General features: G+C 54.5%; 21 protein-coding genes and 2 tRNA genes. 16 read left to right on the top strand and 7 right to left on the bottom strand.

Annotated elements, in window-relative coordinates:
• Window positions 1-148: 148 nt before the first annotated feature.
• A complete protein-coding gene (epmA, locus tag G462_RS0113900) occupies window positions 149-1,141 on the top strand; it encodes an elongation factor P--(R)-beta-lysine ligase (RefSeq protein WP_026959531.1) in 993 nt (330 codons plus the stop codon).
• Window positions 1,142-1,160: 19 nt separating this feature from the next.
• Here epmA and G462_RS0113905 read toward each other — a convergent pair whose 3' ends face one another.
• The 4 genes from G462_RS0113905 to rsgA form a co-directional block, all read right to left on the bottom strand.
• Window positions 1,161-2,615 carry an SLC13 family permease gene (locus G462_RS0113905; protein ID WP_035477763.1) on the bottom strand — a complete coding sequence of 485 codons (1,455 nt, stop codon included), beginning with the start codon at window positions 2,613-2,615 and terminating at the stop codon, window positions 1,161-1,163.
• A gap of 9 nt (window positions 2,616-2,624) precedes the next feature.
• On the bottom strand, window positions 2,625-5,963 hold the full coding sequence (mscM, locus tag G462_RS0113910) for a miniconductance mechanosensitive channel MscM (protein WP_026959533.1): 3,339 nt from the start codon (window positions 5,961-5,963) through the stop codon (window positions 2,625-2,627).
• 167 nt (window positions 5,964-6,130) lie between these two features.
• On the bottom strand, window positions 6,131-6,982 hold the full coding sequence (asd, locus tag G462_RS0113915) for an archaetidylserine decarboxylase (protein WP_026959534.1): 852 nt from the start codon (window positions 6,980-6,982) through the stop codon (window positions 6,131-6,133).
• A gap of 11 nt (window positions 6,983-6,993) precedes the next feature.
• Complete coding sequence (gene rsgA / locus G462_RS0113920) at window positions 6,994-8,034, bottom strand: small ribosomal subunit biogenesis GTPase RsgA (protein ID WP_026959535.1); 1,041 nt, start codon at window positions 8,032-8,034, stop codon at window positions 6,994-6,996.
• A gap of 91 nt (window positions 8,035-8,125) precedes the next feature.
• Between rsgA and orn the strand changes: the two genes are divergently transcribed.
• The 4 genes from orn to G462_RS0113940 all read left to right on the top strand — a co-directional run bounded on the left by orn (window position 8,126) and on the right by G462_RS0113940 (window position 9,890).
• Entirely contained in the window at window positions 8,126-8,680 is a 555-nt protein-coding gene (orn, locus tag G462_RS0113925; protein ID WP_026959536.1) for an oligoribonuclease, read from the top strand.
• A gap of 116 nt (window positions 8,681-8,796) precedes the next feature.
• Window positions 8,797-8,872: transfer RNA gene (locus tag G462_RS0113930), tRNA-Gly, on the top strand.
• Between the two features lie 121 nt (window positions 8,873-8,993).
• Window positions 8,994-9,069 (top strand) — tRNA-Gly (locus G462_RS0113935).
• Between the two features lie 107 nt (window positions 9,070-9,176).
• Complete coding sequence (locus G462_RS0113940; RefSeq protein ID WP_026959537.1) at window positions 9,177-9,890, top strand: DNA alkylation repair protein; 714 nt, start codon at window positions 9,177-9,179, stop codon at window positions 9,888-9,890.
• Between the two features lie 3 nt (window positions 9,891-9,893).
• On the opposite strand, the gene ppgK is transcribed toward G462_RS0113940, so the two are convergent.
• The 3 genes from ppgK to queG form a co-directional block, all read right to left on the bottom strand.
• Window positions 9,894-10,649 carry a polyphosphate--glucose phosphotransferase gene (gene ppgK / locus G462_RS0113945; RefSeq protein ID WP_026959538.1) on the bottom strand — a complete coding sequence of 252 codons (756 nt, stop codon included), beginning with the start codon at window positions 10,647-10,649 and terminating at the stop codon, window positions 9,894-9,896.
• Window positions 10,650-10,751: 102 nt separating this feature from the next.
• Entirely contained in the window at window positions 10,752-11,069 is a 318-nt protein-coding gene (locus tag G462_RS0113950) for a hypothetical protein (RefSeq protein ID WP_026959539.1), read from the bottom strand.
• Window positions 11,070-11,226: 157 nt separating this feature from the next.
• Entirely contained in the window at window positions 11,227-12,357 is a 1,131-nt protein-coding gene (gene queG / locus G462_RS0113955) for a tRNA epoxyqueuosine(34) reductase QueG (protein WP_026959540.1), read from the bottom strand.
• Between queG and G462_RS0113960 the strand changes: the two genes are divergently transcribed.
• From G462_RS0113960 to G462_RS0114005, 11 genes are all read left to right on the top strand, one after another.
• Complete coding sequence (locus tag G462_RS0113960) at window positions 12,356-13,873, top strand: bifunctional ADP-dependent NAD(P)H-hydrate dehydratase/NAD(P)H-hydrate epimerase (protein WP_035477765.1); 1,518 nt, start codon at window positions 12,356-12,358, stop codon at window positions 13,871-13,873. The genes queG and G462_RS0113960 overlap by 2 nt on opposite strands.
• A gap of 7 nt (window positions 13,874-13,880) precedes the next feature.
• Entirely contained in the window at window positions 13,881-14,348 is a 468-nt protein-coding gene (tsaE, locus tag G462_RS0113965; protein ID WP_026959542.1) for a tRNA (adenosine(37)-N6)-threonylcarbamoyltransferase complex ATPase subunit type 1 TsaE, read from the top strand.
• Window positions 14,335-15,678 carry an N-acetylmuramoyl-L-alanine amidase gene (locus tag G462_RS0113970; protein ID WP_035477768.1) on the top strand — a complete coding sequence of 448 codons (1,344 nt, stop codon included), beginning with the start codon at window positions 14,335-14,337 and terminating at the stop codon, window positions 15,676-15,678. The genes tsaE and G462_RS0113970 overlap by 14 nt, the downstream gene beginning before the upstream one ends.
• A gap of 1 nt (window position 15,679) precedes the next feature.
• Complete coding sequence (mutL, locus tag G462_RS0113975) at window positions 15,680-17,593, top strand: DNA mismatch repair endonuclease MutL (protein ID WP_026959544.1); 1,914 nt, start codon at window positions 15,680-15,682, stop codon at window positions 17,591-17,593.
• A gap of 1 nt (window position 17,594) precedes the next feature.
• Window positions 17,595-18,515: a tRNA (adenosine(37)-N6)-dimethylallyltransferase MiaA gene (miaA, locus tag G462_RS0113980; protein ID WP_026959545.1), complete on the top strand. Its 921-nt coding sequence runs from the start codon at window positions 17,595-17,597 to the stop codon at window positions 18,513-18,515.
• Window positions 18,516-18,617: 102 nt separating this feature from the next.
• Window positions 18,618-18,863 (top strand): RNA chaperone Hfq, encoded by a 246-nt coding sequence (gene hfq, locus G462_RS0113985; RefSeq protein ID WP_026959546.1) that lies wholly within the window; start codon window positions 18,618-18,620, stop codon window positions 18,861-18,863.
• 47 nt (window positions 18,864-18,910) lie between these two features.
• Complete coding sequence (hflX, locus tag G462_RS0113990; protein WP_026959547.1) at window positions 18,911-20,197, top strand: ribosome rescue GTPase HflX; 1,287 nt, start codon at window positions 18,911-18,913, stop codon at window positions 20,195-20,197.
• A 35-nt stretch (window positions 20,198-20,232) separates the two neighbouring features.
• Window positions 20,233-21,408 (top strand): FtsH protease activity modulator HflK, encoded by a 1,176-nt coding sequence (hflK, locus tag G462_RS0113995; protein ID WP_026959548.1) that lies wholly within the window; start codon window positions 20,233-20,235, stop codon window positions 21,406-21,408.
• 2 nt (window positions 21,409-21,410) lie between these two features.
• Window positions 21,411-22,280, top strand: a complete 870-nt coding sequence (gene hflC, locus G462_RS0114000; protein ID WP_026959549.1) for a protease modulator HflC — start codon at window positions 21,411-21,413, stop codon at window positions 22,278-22,280.
• A gap of 44 nt (window positions 22,281-22,324) precedes the next feature.
• Window positions 22,325-22,510, top strand: a complete 186-nt coding sequence (locus G462_RS24315; protein WP_084405075.1) for a DUF2065 domain-containing protein — start codon at window positions 22,325-22,327, stop codon at window positions 22,508-22,510.
• A gap of 86 nt (window positions 22,511-22,596) precedes the next feature.
• Window positions 22,597-23,898, top strand: coding sequence for an adenylosuccinate synthase (locus tag G462_RS0114005; protein WP_026959550.1), 1,302 nt, complete (start codon window positions 22,597-22,599; stop codon window positions 23,896-23,898).
• The last annotated feature ends 15 nt before the right edge of the window (window positions 23,899-23,913 follow it).

Here is a 23,913-nt window from a genome sequence, read left to right on the forward strand (position 1 = left end):
AATTGTCCGAGTATTACGACTGTTAAGTTTGACAAAAATCAAAAACTTGCGTGACTTTAGAAAATCTACGCAGATAATACTTTTTTTTTGATTTTTATCCCGCTTCTGCGGTCATCCAGTAAAGCGGATTACAACCCAAGGCAAGCTAATGAATTCATCCTTAAACCCGCGGCTACGTCAGTGGCAGCCATCAGCCAGTCTAAAGAACCTAAAAATGCGAGCAAGGATCTTGGGTGACATCCGACAGTTTTTTCACGAAAGGGGGGTAATGGAAGTTGACACGCCGAGCATGAGCCAAGCCTGTGTCAGTGACGTCCATTTATCTTCATTTGAAACCCTCTTGCGTGGCCCCGCGGCACCTGCGGGACAGAGGCTCTATCTGCAAACTTCACCAGAGTTCCATATGAAGCGTCTACTCGCCGCGGGCAGTGGTTGTATCTATCAACTCGCCAAGGCGTTTAGAAATGAGGAAGCCGGGCGCCATCATAACCCCGAATTCACCATGTTGGAATGGTATCGGATCAATTTTGATGCCGATAAATTAATGACTGAAGTCGATGATTTAGTCGGCAAAGTGCTCAAAACCCCAGCAGCAGTGCGGGTTAGCTACCGTCAAGCTTTCTTTACCCACTTAGGGGTAGACCCGATTGACGCCAGTACTGAAGAGCTACTTGAGGCATCTATTCCTTTGGGAGTAGAGGACTTGGTGGCCAAAGAGACTAATCGCGACACGGTACTGCAGCTACTGTTTAGCCTTGGGGTTGAGCCGCATATTGGTCAAGACAAGCCCTGTTTTATCTACCACTTTCCAGCAACCCAGGCCGCCTTGGCGCGGATCTGCGAGGATGATCCGCAGGTGTCGGAGCGTTTTGAGCTTTACTATCGCGGTATGGAGTTGGCGAATGGTTTTTATGAGCTAAGTGACGCCGAAGAGCAGGCGCAGCGCTTTGCCGCCGACCAGCGCTATCGCGCAGAGGTGGGCCTGCCTGAGGCAGAGATTGATCAGCACTTTTTAGATGCGCTGCAAGCCGGATTGCCGGATTGCGCCGGGGTGGCGTTGGGGATCGATAGGTTGTTGATATTGGCGTGTGATGCTGAGCACATCAAGGATGTGCTCAGTTTCGATGTGGCCAGGGCCTAGGCGCTGGCCACGCGAGTGATTACATGATTACCATCATGGCTGCGTAAAGCAGTGCCAAACCGGTGGCACCGATTACGCCACCGACTTTCAGCAAGTCTTTGGTCTCGATAAAGCCGGTTGAGTAGGCCAGTGAGTTAGGTGGCGTACTTACTGGCAGCATCATACCCAGCGAGGCTGATAGTGCCACAATCGATAGGAACACGGTGATGGTGCCTTGCTGGCCAGCGGCTACCACGGCTTCGCCGGTGGCTGGATCGACACCGGTCAGGCCGATGGCTACGGTTAGCGCGATAGGCATAATCAGGGCCGCGGTGGCGGTGTTCGACATAAAGTTCGCCATGGTGATACATAGCAGCGACATGGTGATGATGACCACGTAGGTCGACAGCGCGGTGAAGTCGATGGCATCGACCATGTTCTTGGCCAAGCCACTGGCACCAAGGGCGTAACCCATGGCGATACCACCGGCAACCAGCCACAGTACATCCCAGTTAAACAGCTTCAGGTCATCTTTGGTGATAATGCCCGACAGACAGAAAACAGTCAGCGGGATAATCGCTACCACGTTGGAGTTAATGCCGTGGAATTTACCGGTTAGCCACAACAGGATGGTGACCGCGAAGGTCGCGTACACCAGGTAGGCGCGAGGACTACGCTGGAAGCTACCTTCCATGTTGATTTCAATCTTCTTGCCTTTGGCTGGGTAGAACTTACACAGTACAAACCAAGCGATGGCCAGCTGAACAATCACGAACGGCACGCCGAAGCTCATCCAATCGAGGAAGCTGATTTGGTTAGTCGAACCCAGCGCATCGCCAAGGGCACCTACCGCAATGGCGTTGGGTGGGGTACCGATTGGGGTACCGATACCACCGGTGTTTGCGGCCACTGGAATCGCCAATACCAGGCCTTTCATGGCCAGATCGCCCTTTGGTGCTTTGGCGATAATCGGGCCAACGATGGCCAGCATCATTACGGTGGTGGCGGTGTTGCTCATAAACATACTGAATACCGCGGTAATCAGCATGATGCCCAGCATTACAATGGGTACGCTCTCACCGAAAGGCTTTAATAATACCCGCGCCAAGTTGTTGTCCAGCTCGTATTTAGATGCTGCGATTGCCAAGGCAAAACCACCCATAAACAGGATGATGATGGGGTTGGCGAAGCTGGCAAAAATAGAGGTGTAAGGCATCAGGTCTGGCAGGGGTACGCCATCTGCGGTGTGGGTAATCATCCGCAGGCCTTGGTTGGAAACCGTAAGCGCTAGAGAGGTAATGATCAGCAGAGATGTGGCGAAGACCGGGATCGGCTCCATAATCCACAGCAGCGCTGCCATTAAGAATATCGCCACTACGCGATGCTCAATCACCGACAGCTCCATAAAGGTAATGCTCTCGGTGGGAATTGCCAGTACCAACAGGGGTATGACAACGCAAAGCGCAAGGCTGATATGTTGTTTTGTTATAGTCATTGTAATCAACTAGGTCCTTGTGAAATTGTGGCGTGACGCCATCGATTTAGAAAATCTTTTTTCTTTTGATGTGTTTAGCGATACATCCAATTGCGGATATGCTATCTCAATTCCACTTGCCTTGAACTTGTCGTTGATCAAAGAGAACACCTCATGGGTCATGGGGAGACGGTAGGCCATTTCGCTAACATAGACACGCATCTCAAAATTGGGACCATGATCGGTGTAACCGAGGAAGTAGATTTCGGGCGCTGGGTTGTCTAGCACCAGGCTGGATTCTTCCACCGCTTCGGTAATTAGACGGGTAACTTGGTTAATATCTGAGCCCTGCTTGACCGGTACACTTAGCACTACTCGCGTGATCGGATCGGTCAGCGACCAGTTAATAAACTGTTCGGTAATAAAGGCCTTGTTGGGCACGATGATCTCTTTGCGGTCCCAATCCAGGATGGTGGTAGCGCGGGTCTCAATCTTGGAGATGGTGCCAGTCAGCTCGCGAATGGTCACGGTATCGCCAATCCGAATCGGCTTCTCAAACAAAATGATCAAGCCGGAGATAAAGTTGGCGAAGATCTCCTGCAGGCCAAAGCCGAGGCCAACGGTGAGTGCGGCCACCAACCACTGCAGCTTCGACCACTCAATGCCGAGCAGGCCAAAGCCAGTAAGCGCGCCGAACAATATCACCAAGTAATTGATGGTGGTGGTAATCGCAAAACCAGTGCCGGGGCTTAAAGACAGATGCTGCAGCAGCATCAGCTCCAGCAAACCGGGCAGGTTACGCACCAAGATCATGGTCAGCCCCAAGGTGATAATCGCCATTAGCGCCCCACGCAGGGTGATCGCCTGCAGGGTTTCCACCCCGGAGCGCACGCTGGAGATCTCCCACAGAGTCACGTTGTCGAGCACCGAAAAAGCGTTGGTCATCTCCGACCACAGTACCGCCAGCACCCCGAAGAAGGCGACAAACAAGGCGGTACGCAGCAGGCCGAGAGACTGGGCACTGATGGTATCGAGGTCGATTTCGGGCTCTTCGATGTTATCTAGCTGACCTTCTGCCGAGCTTTGTTGCTCGTCTTCTTGTTGGTTGCGCTGGGCGATCTTTTCAATCCGCTTGGCCTTGGCACGCTCGAAGGCAATCCGCCGGCGCTGCAGCCACATCCAGCGGCGCACCATCAGATAAACCATGATAAAGGCCGAGCCAATCAGCACGCTGACGCAGAACTGCCAGACAATGGTGTAGGCGGTGGAGAAGTAGCCCACGCAGGCGGCGACGGCGCCAACCAGTGGGATCGCCATCGCGCCGTACCAGAACAAGCGCTTAGCCAACTGAGGCGCTTTAAAGATGTCGACATGGTAGTTAACCGGCAGCTCTAGGCGGGAGATCCGGTACCAGCTACTTGCCAGCCACAGCATCAGTAGAATAAAGATCAGCCGCGCCAGGCTGCTATAGGCCGGGTGGGAGCTCTGGCTGTAGCTTAGGAAAAACAAGAACAGCAGCGGCAGCGCTGCTAAGGCCAAGCGATACAGCTCGTGGTAGACCTGCTGCACATTGACCAGCGGCCACTTGAAGTGGGTGTTGAGCAAGCCATGCTTAAAGCAGATGTGGCGCAGCAGTTGGAATAAAAACAGCGATTTTGCCAAGAACACCAACGAGTCACCAAAGTCGCGGACAAAGGCCTCCTCCCAGGACTGCAGCAAGCCATTGCCGATACTCAGCATCAATACCGGCATGGGGGCAGACAAAAACACGCATAGCAGCAGGTTGGCCAAGGTCAGGCTGAACTTGTCCTTGGTTATATTGCGGGTTTTGGCATCGCTGCGCTGCAAGTAATCTTTCAGCCAGGTGCGTTTTAGGTAATGTTGGTAGCCCCATACTACCAAGCTCAGCACGGCCCCCAGCCACCACCAGACATTGATGTTCATCACCGACTTACTCAGGCTGAGCATATGCTGGGGTTGCAACAGCCACACTACCGCCTGCTGCAGGCCAACAAAGAAGCTGGCATCGATGGCTTTGACATCGGCGGTCCAGAACAGCTCTTGATTGGCAGCGATACGGATCTGTTCCAGCTCGTCGTTGAGGCGGGTGTAATCGAGCTTGAGTGAGGCAAGGGTAAACAGGTGCAGATCCAGCTCGCGCTGGTAATTATTGGCCAGCTGCTGATTAAAGGTTTGCAGTTGGCGGACTTGCTGGGCTTGGTCCAACGGCAGCTGATTGCGCCACTGCTCAATCTCTTGATCCATTCCCTCAAAGCGCCAGCTGTATTGCTGCTGCTGGAAGCGGTGTTTACTCACCCGGGTCTCGATGATCTGCTGCTCCAGCCCGCGCATCGGGTAGGGATCGGGCAGGCCGGCGATCTGTTCGCGCAGGTATTCGCCGTAGGCGCGGGTGACCTTGAGCCAAGAGACCTGCTCTTTGAAGTTGGCGAAGGTATAGCTGATCTGATTGAGCTGCTGGCTAACGGTTTGCTGGGATTGCTGCAGCTCGAAGGACTGCTCGATCAGCGCATCCAGTTGCTTACGTAGCTGGCGATTTAGCCCGAGCAGTGACTCGCCTAAGGGATGGCTTGCTAGTGCCTCATCGAGCTCAATCGCACGTTGGGTCAGGGCTAAATTGTCGGCTTCGATACTCAGTTGTAAGCGCTGCTGCAGGGTTTGCTGATTGGCCTCGAGATTGGCTTGCTGTCTTTGCAGTAGCGCCAGCTCCAGTTGCAGCAGCTCGTTGCGCAACGGGGCACTTTGGGCGGCCAGCTCTAACATCGCCAGTTGCGAGGTGAGCTTGGCCTCGTTGACCTGCGCCTTAACCCGCTTGGCCTCGTCGACATCGTTGAGGACCGAGAACTGCAGCGCATCCAACTGCCCACGCAGCTCGTTAAGCTGCTCACGCAGCGGCTGGGAGCGGTCGTAGAGCTGGCTAACATCGCTATCTAAGCGGCGCTGCTCATCGCGCACCTGTTGTTGGCGCTGTTTAAGGGCGAGCAGTTGCTCTTGGTTGATCTGAAACTGTTGATTGAGGCTGCGCGGGTCGAGCTGCTCATCGAGTGGTGGCAGGTTGTCGGCCTGCTCGAGCTGCTGTTGCGCCTGCTGCTTGAGCCGATCGAAGTTATGGATGATATCGCGGTACTGCTTAGCCTGTTGCCTGAAGCCGTCGCCTTCACGCAGCAAGTTTAACGACTCTTCATAGAGCTGTTGTTGCTGTTGCTGGTCGAGGGTGGGGGAGTCGCTGCTAAGGGATTGGATCATCCCCATCAGTTGCCCCTCTCCGCTGGAGGCGGTGGGCAGCGGTGCCGCGAGGGCTATGCTGGTAAAGATAAGGCTACAAAACAGTGCAAAGCTAGGGCGGAACATGGCTTGTTACAGGACAAAGGGCGCTTGGGTAAGTTTATCAGCAAGTTGCCGAAAATATTAAGTTGAAACTCGCCTTTTCCTTTATTTTTCAGCGGGCTGTCAGAAGAGGTTTTTAGTGAGCTATCTGAAGGGGCGTCACCTCGTGGCGAGGCGACGCCTAAAAGTGGCTATTTGCGGGTAGCGAACAGCTCACCCATGCGGGTGGTTTGCTCGGCGCAGAGGCCTTCGACAAAGTCGATGGCGTCTTTGGCGAACAGCATCACCACGGTTGAGCCCAGCTTGAAGCGGCCCATTTCTTCACCTTTATCCAAGGTGATCGGGTTATTGTGGTAATCCCAGCTAAATACTTGCTTACCGCGCGGCGGGGTAATGGTACCGGCCCAAACGGTTTCAATGCTGGCAACGATGGTTGCGCCCACTAACACCATGGCCATCGGACCTTGCTCGGTGTCGAAGATGGCTGCGACCCGCTCATTGCGCGCAAACAGGTTTGGCACATTTTGCGCAGTCAGTGGGTTGACCGAAAACAGGTCACCGGGCACATACACCATCTGGCGCAAGGTGCCTTTGCACGGCATGTGGATGCGATGGTAGTCACTGGGAGAGAGGTAGATAGTGGCAAACTTACCGTCACGAAACTCTTCGGCTAGCGCTTTGTCGCCGCCCAGCAGCTCGCGAGCGCTAAAGTCATGGCCCTTGGCCTGAAAGATTCGCCCTTGCTCAATATCGCCCAGTTGGCTAACCGCGCCGTCTACCGGGTGGGCTAGCTGCTCGTCGCCTTCGATAATCGGGCGCATCCCGGCTTTTAGTGGACGGGTAAAGAAGGCGTTAAACGAGGCATAGTCGGCGGGGGACCCTTGCTCGGCTTCGCTCATGTTCACCTTGTAACGTTTGATAAACCAGCTAATAGCCGCTTGGGTCAGCTTGCCAGCTTCAGCCTGGGCAAAGCGCCCTGCTAAACGGGAAATAAGGTGCTGTGGGATGCAGTACTGAGCAGCCACTTTGATTCTGTCTAACACGTTGATTCTCTCTAATGCTTGTTGGGTATCACGCGAGTTGGCTTGTTGGCTTCCATGGTTTCCAATATCCGTAGGTAGCTCTGGTAGCGCTGGCTACTGATCTTACCTTGTTCCAGGGCGGCAAGGATCGCGCATCCCGGGTCATTTTGGTGCTTGCAGTCACGAAAACGACATTCTCCGAGGTGTTCGCGGAATTCGCGGAAGGCCCAAGTGACCCGCTCCGGCTCGAGGTGCCATAGCTGAAACTCACGTACCCCCGGGGAGTCGATAAGCTCGCCCCCGCTGGCCAAGTGATACAGGCGGGCGGCGGTAGTGGTGTGTTGGCCAAGGCCCGATACGTCAGACACTTCCTGGGTGGCAATGCCATGTTCGGGCATGATGGCATTCACTAGTGAGCTTTTGCCCACGCCGGATTGCCCAACAAAGATGTTGGTTTTGCCCTTCAGTTGCGCTTGCAGCTCGTCGAGGCCATGAGCTTGCTTGCTGCTGGCGTAGAGCACTTGATAGCCCAAGTCACGGTACTGCTGTAGCTGGGGTTCGAGCGCGTCGCGCGCTTGGTCATCGAGCAGATCGATTTTGTTGAGCAGCAGCAGGGGCTCGAGGCCGACATCCTCTACTGCCACTAAATAGCGATCGATAATATTGGCGGAGAACTCGGGCAGCACCGCAGAGACGATGATCACCTGATCGATGTTCGCCGCGATGGGTTTGATACCGTCGTAGAAGTCGGGGCGGGTGAGTACGCTGCGGCGCTCATGGACCGCTTCAATTACCCCGGAAATGCCGGATTGCTGGGTATTACCAGCGCGCCAAACCACTCGGTCACCGGTGACCAGACTGTCGATGGTGCGGCGTAGGTTACAGCGAAATACCTCTCCTTGCTGGTCTTCAACATCCGCATGCTGTCCGAAGCGGCTGATGATCACGCCTTCTTGGCGTTCGCCTAGCTGTTCATCGAGCCATTGCTGGTTGTCTTGCTGTTGCAGACGTTTTTGCTGGTTGCTGCGTACCCGGCGCTGCTGACCACGGCTCAGTTTCTTTCTTTTCGTCACGAAAACTGCTATTCAAGTAAGAGGGTAAAGTCGCTATGATACCCGTTATCGTTGATTTGCGGAAAAGTTTTCCTCCAATAATAGGGTGTCCATGGCTGTTTGCGAAAATAATCTAATCTGGATCGATATGGAAATGACCGGTCTTGAACCCATGACGGATCGGGTTCTGGAAATTGCCACTATCATCACCGATCCCCACTTGAATATTCTCGCAGAGGGTCCGGTTATCGCAGTACATCAAAGTGATGAGGTGCTAGCGAAGATGGACGAGTGGTGTACCACCACTCATACCAACTCTGGCCTGGTCGAGCGGGTGCGTGAGAGCAAGATTGGTGAGGCGGAAGCCGAACAGATGACTATCGAGTTCCTCAAAGAGTGGGTACCTGCTGGCATCTCCCCGATGTGCGGCAACAGCATTGGCCAAGATCGCCGCTTTATCCATGAATACCTACCTAAGCTGGAAAAATTCTTCCACTATCGCAACTTAGATGTCAGCACCGTGAAGGAGTTGGCGCGTCGCTGGCAGCCTGAGTTGCTTAACGGCTTTAAGAAAAGCGGCAGTCATCTGGCATTGGATGATATCCGCGAATCGATTGCTGAATTGCAGCATTATCGCCAGTTCTTCTTTAAGCTGGACGAAATCTAAGCAAACAGCAGCAAAGGGGCGTTTTTTTTGAAATGCCTCTTGCAAAGCCGAATTTTCCTCTTATAATTCGCAGCCCTGTAAGACATGTGAAGCCAAGGCGTTACATGCATGATGAAGCGGCACTAGCTCAGCTGGTAGAGCGCAACCTTGCCAAGGTTGAGGTCACGAGTTCGAACCTCGTGTGCCGCTCCAATTTTAAAGTCTTACGAGAGTAAGCATCGAAGCGGCACTTGCTCAGTGTGGATTAGAGAGTAGCGCAACCTATGTTGCCTAATTGCCACCACCGAGTCACAGTAATGCGACAGTTTATGAAGCGGCACTAGCTCAGCTGGTAGAGCGCAACCTTGCCAAGGTTGAGGTCACGAGTTCGAACCTCGTGTGCCGCTCCAAATCGAAAGCCCCGTTGGAAACGACGGGGCTTTTTTCGTTCTAGATTGACGGGTATTTCCCGATCCCCCACCATAGCGTTCATCACTTTTCGTCCGAGCTGTTAGCTATGTCAGCCATTCAACAAGCCTGTCAGGCGCTTGAGCAGTACATCGAACCTGAGAAGGCCGCGCATTATCCCAAGTTCTTTCAGGCCCAAGCCGGAGGGTATGGCGAGGGGGATTGCTTTCTCGGAGTGCGGGTGCCGAGTATTCGTTTGGTCGCCAAGCACTGCCCTCTGACTATCACCGACAGCGCACAGCTGTTGGAGTCGCAGTGGCATGAACAGCGCCAGCTGGCCTTGGTGAATTTGGTGAGCTTGTTTAAGCAGGGCTCGGCGGAGGAGCGTGAGCGCATTATTGCTGTTTACTGGGATAAGCGGCGCAGGGTGAATAACTGGGATCTGGTGGATTGTTCATGCCCATATATCTTGGGGCCCTATGTTTGGACGCATCAAGACATCGCGTTGCTTGAGCGTTTTGCCTCCGACCCGCTGCTTTGGAGTCAGCGGATGGCGATGGTTAGCTGCTGGCACTATATCCGCCAAGGGGATAGCGCGCTGACCATGCAGTTGGCCGAGCGTTTTAAACATCATCCACATCCGCTGATGCACAAGGCGGTGGGCTGGATGCTCAGGGAGTTAGCCAAGCGTGATCAAGCTTCAGTCGAGGCGTTTCTCAAGGCCAATCTATCCAGCTTGCCTCGGGAACTGCTGCGATACTCTATCGAGCGTTTTCCCGAGACCTTGCGCAAAGCCTATCTATCTGGCGCAATTTTGAGCTAGCGCTCAGCTATTCGAGTCGTCACCGAACTCATGGAGGGCGTACATGGCTGCGCCGACAATACCGGCTTGGTTAAGCCCTTGGGCGGGAACCACCTCGGATTTCACCTCAAACTGCTCCACGTACTTGTCGAACTTCTTGCTGGCACCACCGCCGATGATCATCAAGTCGGGAGAGAACAAGAACTCGAGGCGTTGCAGGTAGGTATTAAAACGCTTGCCCCACTTCTTCCAGCTCAGATCTTGCTGTTCGCGTACTCGGGCGCTGGCATAGTGCTCGGCAACGGTGTCGCCCAATAGTAGGTGGCCCAGTTCAGTGTTGGGTAACAGTTCCCCGTTAACAAACACCGCCGTGCCAATGCCGGTGCCCACGGTAATCAGTATCACCACACCGCTGCGATCTTGCCCCGCACCGAAAGCCATCTCAGCTACGCCGGCGGCGTCGGCATCGTTTACCACTACGCAGTTACAGGCAGTGGCGGCGGAAAACAAGGCTGCTGCATTAGTGCCAATCCAAGACTTGTCGATATTGGCCGCCGTTTGAGCCACCCCATGGTGCACAGTTGCTGGAAAGCCGCAGCCCACTGGCCCGCGCCACTCAAAGTGATCGACCAGCTGTTTCAGGGTATCTGCCACGGCATTGGGTGTAGCCGGTTGGGGGGTGGGGATGCGGTGGCGTTCACTGAGAAGCTCGCCGCTAATGCTGTCTACGATGGCGCCTTTGATCCCGGTGCCACCAATATCAACTCCAAGAATTCTCATAGTATTCCTATGCTTACTAGGTAAATCCAATCTGCTTACAGGGTAAGGAGTAAGCAGATGGAATGCCAGCTTTGCGGGCAAGCAAACGGCAAGACTATGAAGTTACCCTTGTCGGGAGGCGCTGGATGGTTTTAGCGGTAGGATATTTTGTGGTTCGTCCTCGGCGTAGCGGTCGGCCACGTCTTTCCAGTACACCTTGGGTAGGTAGAAAAAGTAGTAGTTTGCCCGGAGTCGGTCCGCTACAAAGCCCAAGCCATGGTGGCTTAACTCCGAGTGAACGTCAGCAACAAAATCCGGCCGTAGGTTTTGTCGGCCAGAGAGTGCTTTAAGGTCATCACGGGTAATCACCACGCCTTCGAGCTGCTGACCAAAACGATTGATCAACCACGTTGCAAACTCTTTGGAACTCTTCATCGCCATAACGTTACCTCCGCATCACTTCTCTGCCTGATGGCTTTTATAGTTATAGCTGAACACCGAAGCTTTGCTGGATTGCTTGTTACTCTGTGTTTAAGAATGTAGAGCTGGCGGGGAATCGTCGGGAATAGCGTTTAGTAAAGTTAAGTTTACACTCCGCCTAGGCGTCTCGGGGCAGGCCTTTCTCGACAATACGGATCAAGCGCTGGGTTTTTCTGGCTAATACCGCCTTGCTTTGGTGTTGGTTAATGGCCCATTGGATGTGTTCATCAAGCATCTCGTCTTGGCTATTGGCTTGGCTCAATACCTGCAAAATCTGCGCGTCGAACTCGGCGTTGCCCATGGCAATGGCCAGGTTACGCTGCCACTGGATATGGCCAATCCGGCGAATCGCCGACCCTTCAGTGGCTTTGAGGAAGGTGGCCTCATCCCAGCTGAACAGCTCTACTAAGCTCTTTTGCTCAAGTTGAGCGCGAACCTGAAAATCTTGCTCTTGGCTGACCGAGGACTCGCGGTTCCACGGGCAGGCCAGCTGGCAGTCATCACAGCCGTAGATGCGATTGCCCAGCAGCGGGCGTAGCGCTTCGGGAATGCTGCCAGAGTGCTCGATGGTCAAATACGAGATGCAGCGACGGGCGTCAATCTTATAGGGGGCGACAATCGCGCTGGTCGGACAGATGGTCATGCAGGCCACACATTCGCCACACTGCTCATCGATGGGCTGATCGACCGGCAAAGGCAGGTCGACAAACAGCTCGCCCAAAAAGAACCAAGACCCCGCCTTAGGGTTGATCAGCAGGCTGTGTTTCCCCTGCCAGCCGAGTCCGGCCTTGCTGGCCAACTGACGCTCTAATACCGGTGCCGAATCGACGAAGGGGCGCAGATTAAGTTGAGTCTGGCAATACTCGCTGATGGCCTGTCCCAGTTGCTTCAAGCGTTTGCGCATCAGCTTATGGTAGTCGCGGCCAAGCGCGTAGCGGCTGATATAGGCCTGTTTGCTGCTTGAGAGTGACTGGGCGAAGCGCGCGTCTTCCGGTAGATAGTCGAGCCTGACCGATATCACCCGCATGGTACCGGGGTGTAGCTGTTCTGGGTGCTTGCGTAGCTCGGTGTTGCGTGCCATCCAATCCATTGAGCCGTGGCAGCCTTCCGCCAGCCATTTATCGAGCTGTTGGTGATGTTGACTGAGATCCACATCTGCTATGCCGATCTGCTGAAAGCCTAGCGCTTCACCAGTATGCTTGATATGTTGAACCAGCTTTTTTAAGTCTATTTCGGATGGATTATTCATGGCGCAAATGCAGGGAAACCTCAGTGCAAGCCTACCATATAGCGTGTGGCGGGCCGAGTTAGTAAAAGACCAAGAGGCTAAGTTAGCCGAGCAGCATGATATCAGTTTAGCTGCGTTAATGGAGTTGGCCGGCAAGGCAGTATTCGAGACCTTGAACACCCGCTGGCCCGAGGCAACACAGATCTTGGTGCTGGCCGGCGGCGGAAACAACGGTGGTGATGCCTATGTGGTGGCACGCCTCGCCCAAGCGGCAGGGCTACAGGTGCAGGTAGTAGAGGTGGGCGACCCAGAGCGCCTGCCCGAACAAGCTGCCGCTGCGCGCGATAACTGGCTGGCCGATGGCGGCGAGGCAGAAAGTGCCCAATGGGCCGAGTGGCACAGCGATGTGATCGTCGATGGTCTGCTTGGCACCGGCGCCAATGGTGAGGTGAGAGAGCCTTACAAGCAACTGATTGAGAAGGCCAACTCGGTGGATACCCCGGTATTGGCGATTGACCTGCCTTCGGGCCTTTGCGGCAATACCGGCAAGCCGCGCGAGTCAGTGATGATGGCCGACTGCACGGTCACCTTTATCGCGGCCAAGCAGGGCCTGTTTACCGGCCTAGCGGCTGCGGTAGTCGGCGAGCTGGTGTTTGCTGGCCTTGGGCTGGACGCGGCGTTTGAGGAGCAGAACAAAACCTGCGTGGAGCGGATTAACCCCGAGTCCCTGTTTAGCTTGCTCAAGCCCCGCTCACCGGTAGCCCACAAGGGTAACTTCGGCAGAGTGGCGATCTTGGGTGGCAACATCGGGATGCCCGGCGCTATTCGTTTAGCGGGCGAGGCCAGCCTGCGCAGCGGTGCCGGCCTGGTCAACATTCTAACCCGCAGCGAGCATCAAAAATCGGTACTGTCTGGCCGACCTGAACTGATGGTGGCTGGCATTGAGTCCGGTGAGCAAACCTTGCTGGCGACCTTGCTGGACAAAGCCAACACCGCGGTAATCGGCCCGGGCCTGGACACCGACGAATGGGCCAGTGAGCTGCTGACAGCTTGTTTAGAGCGCGACTTTCCACTGCTGGTCGATGCCGATGGCCTGAACCTGCTGACCAAGATGCCGAAATGGCGGGGCAACTGGATCCTCACCCCGCATCCCGCCGAAGCGGCCCGCTTGTTGGCTTGCTCGGTGGCTGAGATTGAGGACGACCGCATCACTGCCGCGCGTAACATCCAGCAGAGTTTTGGTGGTATTTGTGTACTTAAAGGCGCTGGCACAATCATCGCTGGCGACAATGGCCGGGTACGTATCAGCAGTGCAGGTAACCCGGGCATGGCTTCAGGTGGGATGGGCGATGTATTGTCTGGTATAATCGGCGGTTTACTGGCTCAGTTTGCTGAGTCGATAGACCTATTTGATATTGCCAGCATAGGCGTGACCATTCATGGTATGGCGGCAGATCTTGCAGCCGAGCAGGGACAGCGTGGCCTGCTCGCCTCTGATCTGATGCCTTATGTGCGGCAACTAGTGAACCCCCAATAGTAACGAGATGAATTGGCAGACTTTTCTTAGTGATGCCGAGGCCACTGTTGACCTCGGAAGACAACTTGCAGCGGCCTGCGATAGCGCCTGTGTTATCTACCTCAATGGTGAGCTCGGCGCGGGGAAAACCACCCTTAGCCGCGGCTTTATCCAAGGCCGCGGTCACCAAGGCCAGGTAAAGAGCCCCACTTACACCTTGGTTGAGCCCTATCAGCTCGGCGCGTGGCGGGTGCATCATTTCGATCTCTACCGCCTGGCTGACCCAGAAGAGTTGGAGTTTATCGGTATTCGAGACTATTTTGCCGATGACTGTCAGTGTTTGGTGGAGTGGTCTGAACGAGGCCTAGGGTTCCTGCCTGAGGCTGATCTGATTGTTACCCTAAGCTATCAAGGTGAGCAACGGGTCGCAGAAGTGGCTGCCCAAAGTGATATTGGGCGCGAAGTCGTAACACGAATGGACAATGATGAAAGCTAAGTGGTTTTGGGTTTTTCCTCTGATGTTGATGCTGGCTAGCGCCAACGCGCTAGCCAATAAAGTGTCGGGGATCCGTGTATGGGCTGGGCCGGAGAACACCCGCTTAGTGTTGGATTTGTCTTCAGCGGCCGACTACAGCTACTTCAATCTGAGCAACCCGCATCGCTTGGTGCTTGACCTGAGCAACACCCAGGTGCAGGTGGACTTGGCCAAGGTATCGCTCAGCGGCAACCTAGTGAAGAAGCTACGCCCGAGTACCCCCAAAGCAAAACAAGACTACCGCTTGGTGATTGAGCTGGGCCAATCGGTGAAACCGGTGGTGTTTCCTCTCAAGCCTACCGGTAGCTACGGCCACCGGTTGGTGATCGACCTGCCGGATAAAAAAGGTGAGCAACGGGTGGCGCAAGAGCAACAACAAGTTGCCAAGACCCAGAGTACCCAACAGCTTACTGGTGATCGCGACATCGTGATTGCCATCGATCCGGGCCATGGCGGCGAAGATCCCGGGGCAATTGGTCCCAAGCGTACCTACGAAAAAGGGATTACGTTGGCGATCTCCAAGCGAGTCGTCCGCCTGTTGAATCAAGAGCCGGGTCTTAAAGGCGTGTTAACCCGCACCGGTGATTACTATGTAAACCTTAATCGCCGCTCGCAGATCGCCCGCAAGCACCGAGCCGACTTTTTGGTGTCGGTTCATGCCGATGGCTTCTCAACCCCACAGCCGCGAGGCGCGTCGGTGTGGGTGGTGTCGGCAGGCCGCGCCAAATCTGAGGTGGGCCGGCATATCGAGGACCATGAGGTCCAGTCTGAATTACTCGGTGGCGTGGGCGAGGTGATGGGCTCGGTGGGTGGTGATGCCCATCTGAACTTTGCCTTGGTAGATATGCAAAAAGATTATTCGATGAATACCGCCTACTCTGCGGCCACCGAAATCCTGCGAGAGTTGGGCAAAGTCGCTCACCTACACAAAAAGAAACCGGAGCACGCCAGCTTGGCGGTACTCAAGTCGCCAGATATTCCCTCGGTACTGGTCGAGGCAGGCTTTATCACCAACCCCGGCGAAGAGAAGAACCTGCGCGACGGCAACTACCAAGAGCGCATCGCCAAGGCGATCGTGGCCGGTATTAAGCAGCACTACCGTCGCCAGCCGCCAGCGGGCACGCTGTACGCGATGCGCCATGCTGAGCGCAAACATACCGTGCAGCGCGGTGAGTCGCTATCGGTGTTGGCGCAGCGCTACAAGGTGAGCGTGGCAGGCCTTAAGCGTGCCAATAATCTGAGCTCGGACTCGCTGCGCATCGGCCAGGTGCTGGTCATTCCAAGTAGTTAGTATGAGTATTCAGATCCTGCCGGCGCAGCTGGCCAACCAGATTGCAGCCGGTGAGGTGGTCGAGCGGCCAGCCTCGGTGGTTAAAGAGCTTATCGAAAACAGCCTGGATGCTGGGGCGACCCGCATCGATGTGGAGATCGATAAGGGCGGGGCCAAACGGATCCTTATCCGCGATAACGGCAAAGGTATCGGCAAGGCCGAACTTGAGCTGGCGCTTAGCCGTCACGCCACCAGTAAGATTGCCTGTATCGATGACTTGGAGAGCATCGCTACCCTCGGTTTTCGCGGCGAAGCGCTCGCCAGTATCAGTTCGGTTTCTCGGCTGACCTTGACCTCTCGTCCGGCCGACCAAGAACAGGCTTGGCAGGCGCGCGCCCATGGCCGCGACATGCAAGTCGACCTGCAGCCCGCTGCGCATCCTCCCGGCTCGTCGCTTGAGGTGCTGGACCTGTTCTACAACACCCCGGCGCGGCGCAAGTTCCTGCGCACTGACAAGACCGAATTTGCCCATATCGATGAGCTGTTAAAGCGCTTGGCGCTGAGCCGCTTTGATGTGGCACTAAGCCTAAAGCACAACGGCAAGACGATGCGTCAGTATCGGATTGCACCGGATCAGTCCCGCCAACTGCGCCGGATTGCCTCGGCCTTGGGTAAGGGCTTTACCGAGCATTGCCTCTATCTTGAGAACCAACATGACCAGCTGCATCTAACTGGTTGGCTGGGCCTGGCGGACGCCGCGCGCGCCCAAAACGACCAACAGTACTTTTATGTAAATGGCCGGATGATGCGCGATAAGCTGATCCAGCACGCCATCCGCCAAGCCTATGTGGGCCATATTGCTGAAGACTCTCACCCGGCCTACGTTCTGTATCTGGAGCTACCGCATTCGCAGGTCGATGTAAACGTTCACCCGGCCAAGCATGAGGTGCGCTTTCATCAAGCCCGCTTGGTGCACGACTATATCGTGCGGGTGTTGGCGCAGACCTTGGGCGCTGCCCAGCAAGCGAATCTAACGTCGCAGTGGGCACCCGAGCCAGATAGCGACGGTGCTGCAGAGCCAGACTTTCCAGCCGCGAGTTCACATTCATTGAGCGGTGAGCACAGCTATCCACCGCTGCATGGCTATCAGAGTGCTGGCGAGTATCGTGCTGACTCAAGTGGCAGCTCTCCAAGTTCTGCCTCATCCGGTGGGAGTGCGGGAGGCAGTCATGACTACCGCAGCCCGCTGCGGCCAGCAGTGCAAGAGCAGCATCGGGCCTATCATCAGTGGATGGACCGCAGCGCCGCGTTTGCCAAGGAGCATGCCGATGAGCCTGCGGTCGCAGTATCTGCCCAGCCTGACACCAATGCCGCTTCCATGGAGCCATCGACCAGCTTGCGACCTTTGTACCTGCAAGAGCAAGGTTATCTGCTTGCCGAGCGGGCGGGGGAGCTGGAGCTGTGGAATGTGAATGCCCTGCAGACCAATGTTTGGCGTAAACAGGCCTTGGCCCAGTGGCCGCAAGGCCTGCAACGGCTCCCTTTACTATTGCCGCTACAGCTAAACTTAAGTGCTGGTCATATCGCGCTTATCGAACAGCAGAGTGAGGCGCTTAAGCGCTTGGGCTTGGTGCTAAGGCCGTCGACAGCTAAAAAAGTCAGTCTGTGTGAAGTGCCTAAGTTGGTGCGCCGTTGTGACTTTAGCCATGCGCTACCGAAGTTCTTTGAGCTGATGGAAGGTCAGGCGGAGGGGAGCTGGCAACAGCCCGAATTGGTATTGGATGCGCTGCTTAGCTGCTGCGCCAGTACCCACCATGTCAAAGAGTGGCAGCAAGTCCTACACTTGGTGCAACAGTTCGATACCGAGGAGTGGTCGGCCATGGCGGGTCGCTCAAGCAAGCCGGTTGACCTCACCGAATACATTAAGAGTTTCTAATATGAATGCTTCGCTGCCAGTGATTTGCCTGATGGGGCCTACCGCATCGGGCAAGACCGCGTTGGCGATTGAGTTACATCAAAAGCTGGGCGCAGAGCTGATCAGTGTCGATTCGGCCCTGATCTACCGTGGCATGGACATTGGTACCGCTAAACCAACGGCTGAAGAGCAGGCCTTGGCACCCCATGCCCTGATTGATATCTGCGACCCTACTGAGGTCTACTCTGTGGCCGATTTTCGTAGCGACGCGCTGCGTGAAATAGAGCGGGTTCACCAAGCGGGTAAGATCCCCCTGCTGGTTGGGGGAACTATGCTCTACTTCAAGTCTCTAATTGAAGGGATTGCCGAGTTACCAGCAGCCGATGATGCGCTGCGTGAGCTAATCATCCAGCAAGGCGATGAGCAAGGGTGGCGGTCTCTACACGAAGAGTTGCAGCGTATCGACCCTGCCAGCGCGGCCCGAATCAACGTTAACGACAAGCAGCGGCTGATGCGCGCCATTGAGGTATATCGTCTCACCGGCAAGAGCTTGAGCGCATTACAGGCCGAGCCGCCTAAACTGCTGCCCTATCGTTTTCATCAGTTCGCGATTGCTCCGAGTGAGAAAGAGGTATTGCATCAGCGCATCGAGCAACGTTTCCACTTGATGCTAGAGCAGGGCTTCGCCGATGAGGTGCAATCCTTAATAGATCGTGGCGATTTGGATCTAAGCCTGCCTTCGATGCGTTGTGTGGGGTATCGACAGATGTGGAATTACCTGCACGGCGAGCTGGATTATCAGGAGATGATCTTCCGCGGGGTGGTCGCAACCAGGCAGTTAGCAAAGAAACAAATGAACTGGCTGAATGGCTGGTCAGAGCTGAACTGGCTTGACAGTAGCGCGACTCAAAACGATAAAATAATCATAAATTCACTGAGTTAAACTTGAAAATGGCGCTATAAGCAACCACCTTACTGGTATATACTGGCGAGGGAAGTTTAGCCACTAATATCAGTGACAGATAACAACAAAGGAAATAATAAAATGGCGAAAGGGCAGTCTTTACAAGACCCGTTTTTGAATGCGCTACGACGTGAGCGTATTCCCGTTTCGATTTACTTAGTAAACGGTATTAAGCTTCAGGGGCAAATCGAGTCGTTCGATCAATTCGTAATCCTTCTGAAAAACACTGTGAGCCAAATGGTTTACAAGCACGCAATCTCCACCGTTGTACCAGCGCGTGCTGTATCTCACCACACACCGGCTCCAAACGAAAATAACGAAGAGTAGTTATCTCAGTGGTATTCGGCCACTGCGATACCAAGGAGTAAATTAGCTTGTTTGACCGTTATGAAGCAGGTGAACAGGCCATTCTTGTACATGTTAATTTTACAGACGAGGATGAGCGTGAGGATCTGCAGGAACTGAAGATGTTAGTCAGTTCTGCGGGGGTTAACGCCGTTGCAACGGTTACAGGAAGTCGTGTTGCTCCCCATCCCAAGTACTTTGTTGGGGCGGGTAAAGCGGAAGAAATTGCCGAGTACGTGAAAAGCCAGCAGGCGGATGTGGTCATTTTCAACCACGCGTTATCGCCTGCGCAGGAACGTAATCTGGAGGCCCTCTGCGAAGCAAGGGTATTGGATCGAACCACTCTGATTCTGGATATTTTTGCTCAGCGTGCGCGTACCCACGAGGGTAAGCTGCAGGTTGAGTTAGCGCAGCTGCGTCACATGTCTACCCGATTGATTCGTGGTTGGACGCACTTGGAGCGCCAAAAAGGCGGTATTGGTCTGCGTGGCCCGGGTGAGACGCAGCTGGAAACTGACCGACGTTTGCTTAGAGCGCGTATCAAGCAGATCTTGCAGCGCCTCGAGAAAGTCGGTAAGCAGCGTGAGCAAGGGCGCCGAGCCCGCCAGCGCGCCGAGATCCCTACCGTATCTCTTGCCGGCTATACCAACGCCGGAAAATCCACCCTGTTTAACCGGATCACCACCTCCGAGGTATATGCTGCAGACCAACTGTTTGCGACCCTCGACCCCACGTTGCGAAAGATTGATATCGACGATGTAGGCAAAGTGATCCTGGCGGATACCGTTGGATTTATTCGTCACCTTCCCCATGATTTGGTTGCAGCGTTTAAAGCAACCCTGACCGAAACCCGCGAGGCAGACCTGCTACTACATGTGGTCGATTGCGCCGATGAGCGGATGGCAGAGAACATTGAGCAGGTTGACATCGTATTAGAAGAAATTGAGGCCAACGAGGTTCCTACCATGTTGGTGTTCAACAAGGTCGACCAGCATCCGGATCAAGCCCCTCGGATTGAGCGAGACGAGGATGGTGTGCCACAGAAGGTGTGGTTGTCAGCCCTCAGTGGTGATGGACTGCCCCTTTTATATCAAGCGATTAGTGAGCGCTTATCCGGTAGCATGGTGACTCATCAGTTGCGTATTCCGCCCGCTGAAGGGCGTTTGCGAAGCCGTTTATATCAGTTAGACTGCGTAGATAACGAGGCTATTGATGAAAGTGGCAACAGCTTGGTCGATGTGCGGGTACCTGCCGTGGAATGGCAGCGCCTGGACAAGCAATTTGATTATCAGCTCGAAAAGTACATTACTCATTAGTGAGTAGCATTAACCCTTAAATTCTGGAGACACAGATGGCCTGGAACGAGCCTGGCAACAAAGGTGGCGGTGACCGCGACCCTTGGGGTAATAACAATAAGAATCAGGGTCCGCCTGATTTGGACGAAGTGTTCAAGAAGCTAAACCGCAGCCTGGGAGGGATCCTCGGTGGTGGCAAGAAACCCTCGGTGCCGGGAGGCGGCGTGGGTGGCTTTGGTATTAGTATCATCGCGGTGATCTTGTTGGTGATTTGGGTCGCAAGCGGCTTTTACACCATCAAAGAAGCAGAGCGTGGGGTTAAGTTGACCTTTGGTCGCTACAACCAGGAAGCTGGGCCGGTTGAGCCGGGTCTGAACTGGAAAGCCACCTTCGTTCAAGATGTGATTCCAGTCGACGTAGAAACGATCCGCTCGTTGCCAGCGTCTGGTTTTATGCTGACCGAAGACGAAAACGTAGTGCGGGTTGAGATGGACGTTCAGTACCGTGTGACCGACTCTGCCAAGTACCTGTTCAGCGTGACTGCACCGGATGACAGCTTGGCACAAGCCACCGACAGCGCTCTGCGTTATGTGGTGGGTCACACCAGTATGGATGACATCCTGACCACCGGTCGTGAAGTGGTGCGTAGCCAAACTTGGGAGCTGATCGAAGAGATCATTGCTCCATACGACATGGGTGTATCGATTATCGATGTGAACTTCTTGCCAGCGCGTCCGCCAGAAGAAGTGAAAGATGCCTTCGATGATGCGATTGCCGCGCAAGAGGATGAGCAGCGCTACATCCGTGAAGCCGAAGCCTATGAGCGTGAGATTGAGCCGCGTGCCCGTGGCCGGGTTCAACGTATTGAGCAAGAGGCCCAAGCTTATAAAGAGCAAGTGGTACTGAAAGCCCAGGGTGAGGTATCTCGCTTTGTTCAGCTGCTACCTGAATATGAAGCTGCCCCTGAAGTGACGCGCAACCGTCTGTATTTGGAGACCATGGAGCAAGTGTATGGCAACACCAGTAAGGTGTTGGTTGATGCGCAAAACAACAACTCCATGATGTACTTGCCGATAGACAAGTTGGTTCCTAGCGAAACCCGTAGCTCAGGCAGTAGTGCTTCTTCGAGTTCTAGCTCGCGCAATAGCGGCGTTAGCCAAGATAACTTTGGCTCGGAGCCAACGCGCAGCAGCACTGGCCGTAGCTCAGAACGTTCTTCAGGGAGAAACTAAGCATGAAACAACTATCTATCTTTGCGCTGATTGCAGTGCTGCTAGTGGGTTTCTCCTCGGTGTTCGTGGTGCAAGAAGGCGAGCGCGGCATCGTGGTTCAGTTTGGCAAGGTGAAGCGTGATTCTAATGGCGATACTCGTGTGTATGAGCCTGGCCTGCAGTTTAAGGTACCGTTTATCGACTCGGTGCGGATCCTGGATGCACGTATCCAAACCTTGGATGGCAACGCTGACCGCTTTGTAACCTCAGAGAAGAAAGACTTGATCATCGATTCCTACGTGAAGTGGCGAATCACCGATTTCTCACGTTTTTACCTCTCTACCGGCGGCTCTTTCCTACAAGCAGAATCACTGCTACAACGGAAGATCAATAACGGCCTGCGTTCAGAGATTGGTTCTCGCACCATTCGCGAAATCGTCTCCGGTGAGCGTGGCAAGGTGATGGAAGATGCACTACTGCGCATGGCTCGCTCGTCTGAGATTGGTATTGAAGTGCGTGATGTGCGGATTAAGCAGATCAACCTGCCTGACGAAGTCAGCAACAGCATCTTCCAACGGATGCGCGCTGAGCGTCTAGCAGTGGCCAAAGAGCACCGCTCGGAAGGTCAGGAGCAGGCGGAGATTATCCGTGCGAATGTTGATCGCCGGGTAAGTGTATTGCTGGCTGATGCCGACAAGCGTGCTCGCGAGATGCGCGGTGAAGGCGATGCGGAAGCGGCCAACATCTATGCGAATGCTTACCAAGCCAATGCCGAGTTCTATCAGTTCTGGCGAAGCCTGGAAGCCTACCGCAAGGCCTTCGATTCTGGCAGCGATGTGATGGTGCTTGAGCCTGACAGCGAGTTTTTCCAGTTTATGAAGCAGTCGCGCTAAGCGTTGCTTAATACAGAGGACCCGGCCGTGCGCCGGGTTTTTTTATGACACTAGTACTGACAGTAATCGCCTTAGTTTTACTTATCGAAGGAGCCATGCCGGCACTGTTTCCAAACCGCTACAAGGCTTGGCTAGACTACCTTTCCCAGCAATCGCCCGAGTCTTTTCGTCGCTTAGGGATGACATTTTGCGCCCTTGGTATAACCTTGTTAGTTGTGATTAATCTTTGACCTAAAGCGTGAAAATCTGTATAACGGGCTCCCTTTGTAAACCCGATTTCTGATAGAATCGCTTTTTAACTAACGCAGAAAACACAATGGGAAAAAACGTAGTCATTCTCGGCTCCCAATGGGGAGACGAAGGTAAGGGCAAGATTGTTGACCTACTTACCGACAAAGCGGCCTATGTGGTGCGCTACCAAGGTGGCCACAATGCAGGCCATACCCTTGTCATCGACGGTGAAAAAACCGTACTCCATCTAATTCCATCTGGCGTACTTCGCGAAAATGTTACCTGTGTAATTGGTAACGGCGTGGTATTGGCTCCAGACGCGCTATTCAAAGAGATGACCATGCTGGAACAGCGTGGTGTACCAGTGAAAGAGCGCTTGGTTCTGAGCGAAGCTTGCCCGCTGATCCTGCCTTATCACGTTGCGCTTGATGCAGCCCGTGAGAAAGCCCGCGGTAAGAACGCGATCGGTACCACCGGTCGTGGTATTGGCCCTGCGTACGAAGACAAGGTATCTCGTCGTGGCCTGCGCGTTGGTGATCTGTTCGATATGGACAAGTTCGCAGCCAAGCTGAAAGAAGTGATGGAATACCATAACTTCCAGCTGAACCACTACTACGATGCGCCTAGCGTTAGCTACGAGGAAGTCCTCGAGCAGATGCGTGAAATGGCACCGACCTTGACCGCAATGGTACAAGACGTTACCGATTTGCTGGACAAAGCCCGTCGTCGTGGTGACTCAATCATGTTCGAAGGTGCTCAAGGCACGTTGCTGGACATCGACCACGGTACTTACCCGTATGTAACCTCGTCTAACACCACCGCTGGCGGTGTTGCCACTGGTAGCGGCTTCGGCCCTCGCCACGTGGACTACGTGCTGGGTATCACCAAGGCTTATACCACCCGTGTTGGTGCTGGCCCATTCCCAACTCAGTTGGATGACGAAGTCGGCGAGCATCTTGGCGTGAAAGGCCACGAGTTCGGTGCAACCACCGGTCGTAAACGCCGTTGTGGTTGGTTGGACATCGTAGCAATGCGCCGTGCAGTGCAGATCAACAGCCTGTCGGGCCTATGTCTGACTAAGCTGGACGTACTGGATGGTCTTGAAGAGATCAAACTGTGCACCGGCTACCAGCTGGAAGACGGCACTGTGGTTGACGTACCGCCAATGTCTGCAGACGATTACGAAAAGGTAACGCCTGTCTATGAGAGTCTGGCTGGTTGGTCTGACAACACCTTTGGTGTGACCGAGCGCGAACAGCTACCTGCTACTGCATTGGCCTACATCGCTCGCATCGAAGAGTTGCTGGAAGTGCCAGTAGATATCATCTCTACCGGTCCTGACCGCAACGAGACCATTATCCTGCGTCATCCTTTTGCTGAAGCATAAGGAACAGCGGGATCA

It is taken from the genome of Aliagarivorans taiwanensis DSM 22990 (genome assembly GCF_000429505.1).
GTDB lineage: Bacteria > Pseudomonadota > Gammaproteobacteria > Enterobacterales > Celerinatantimonadaceae > Aliagarivorans > Aliagarivorans taiwanensis.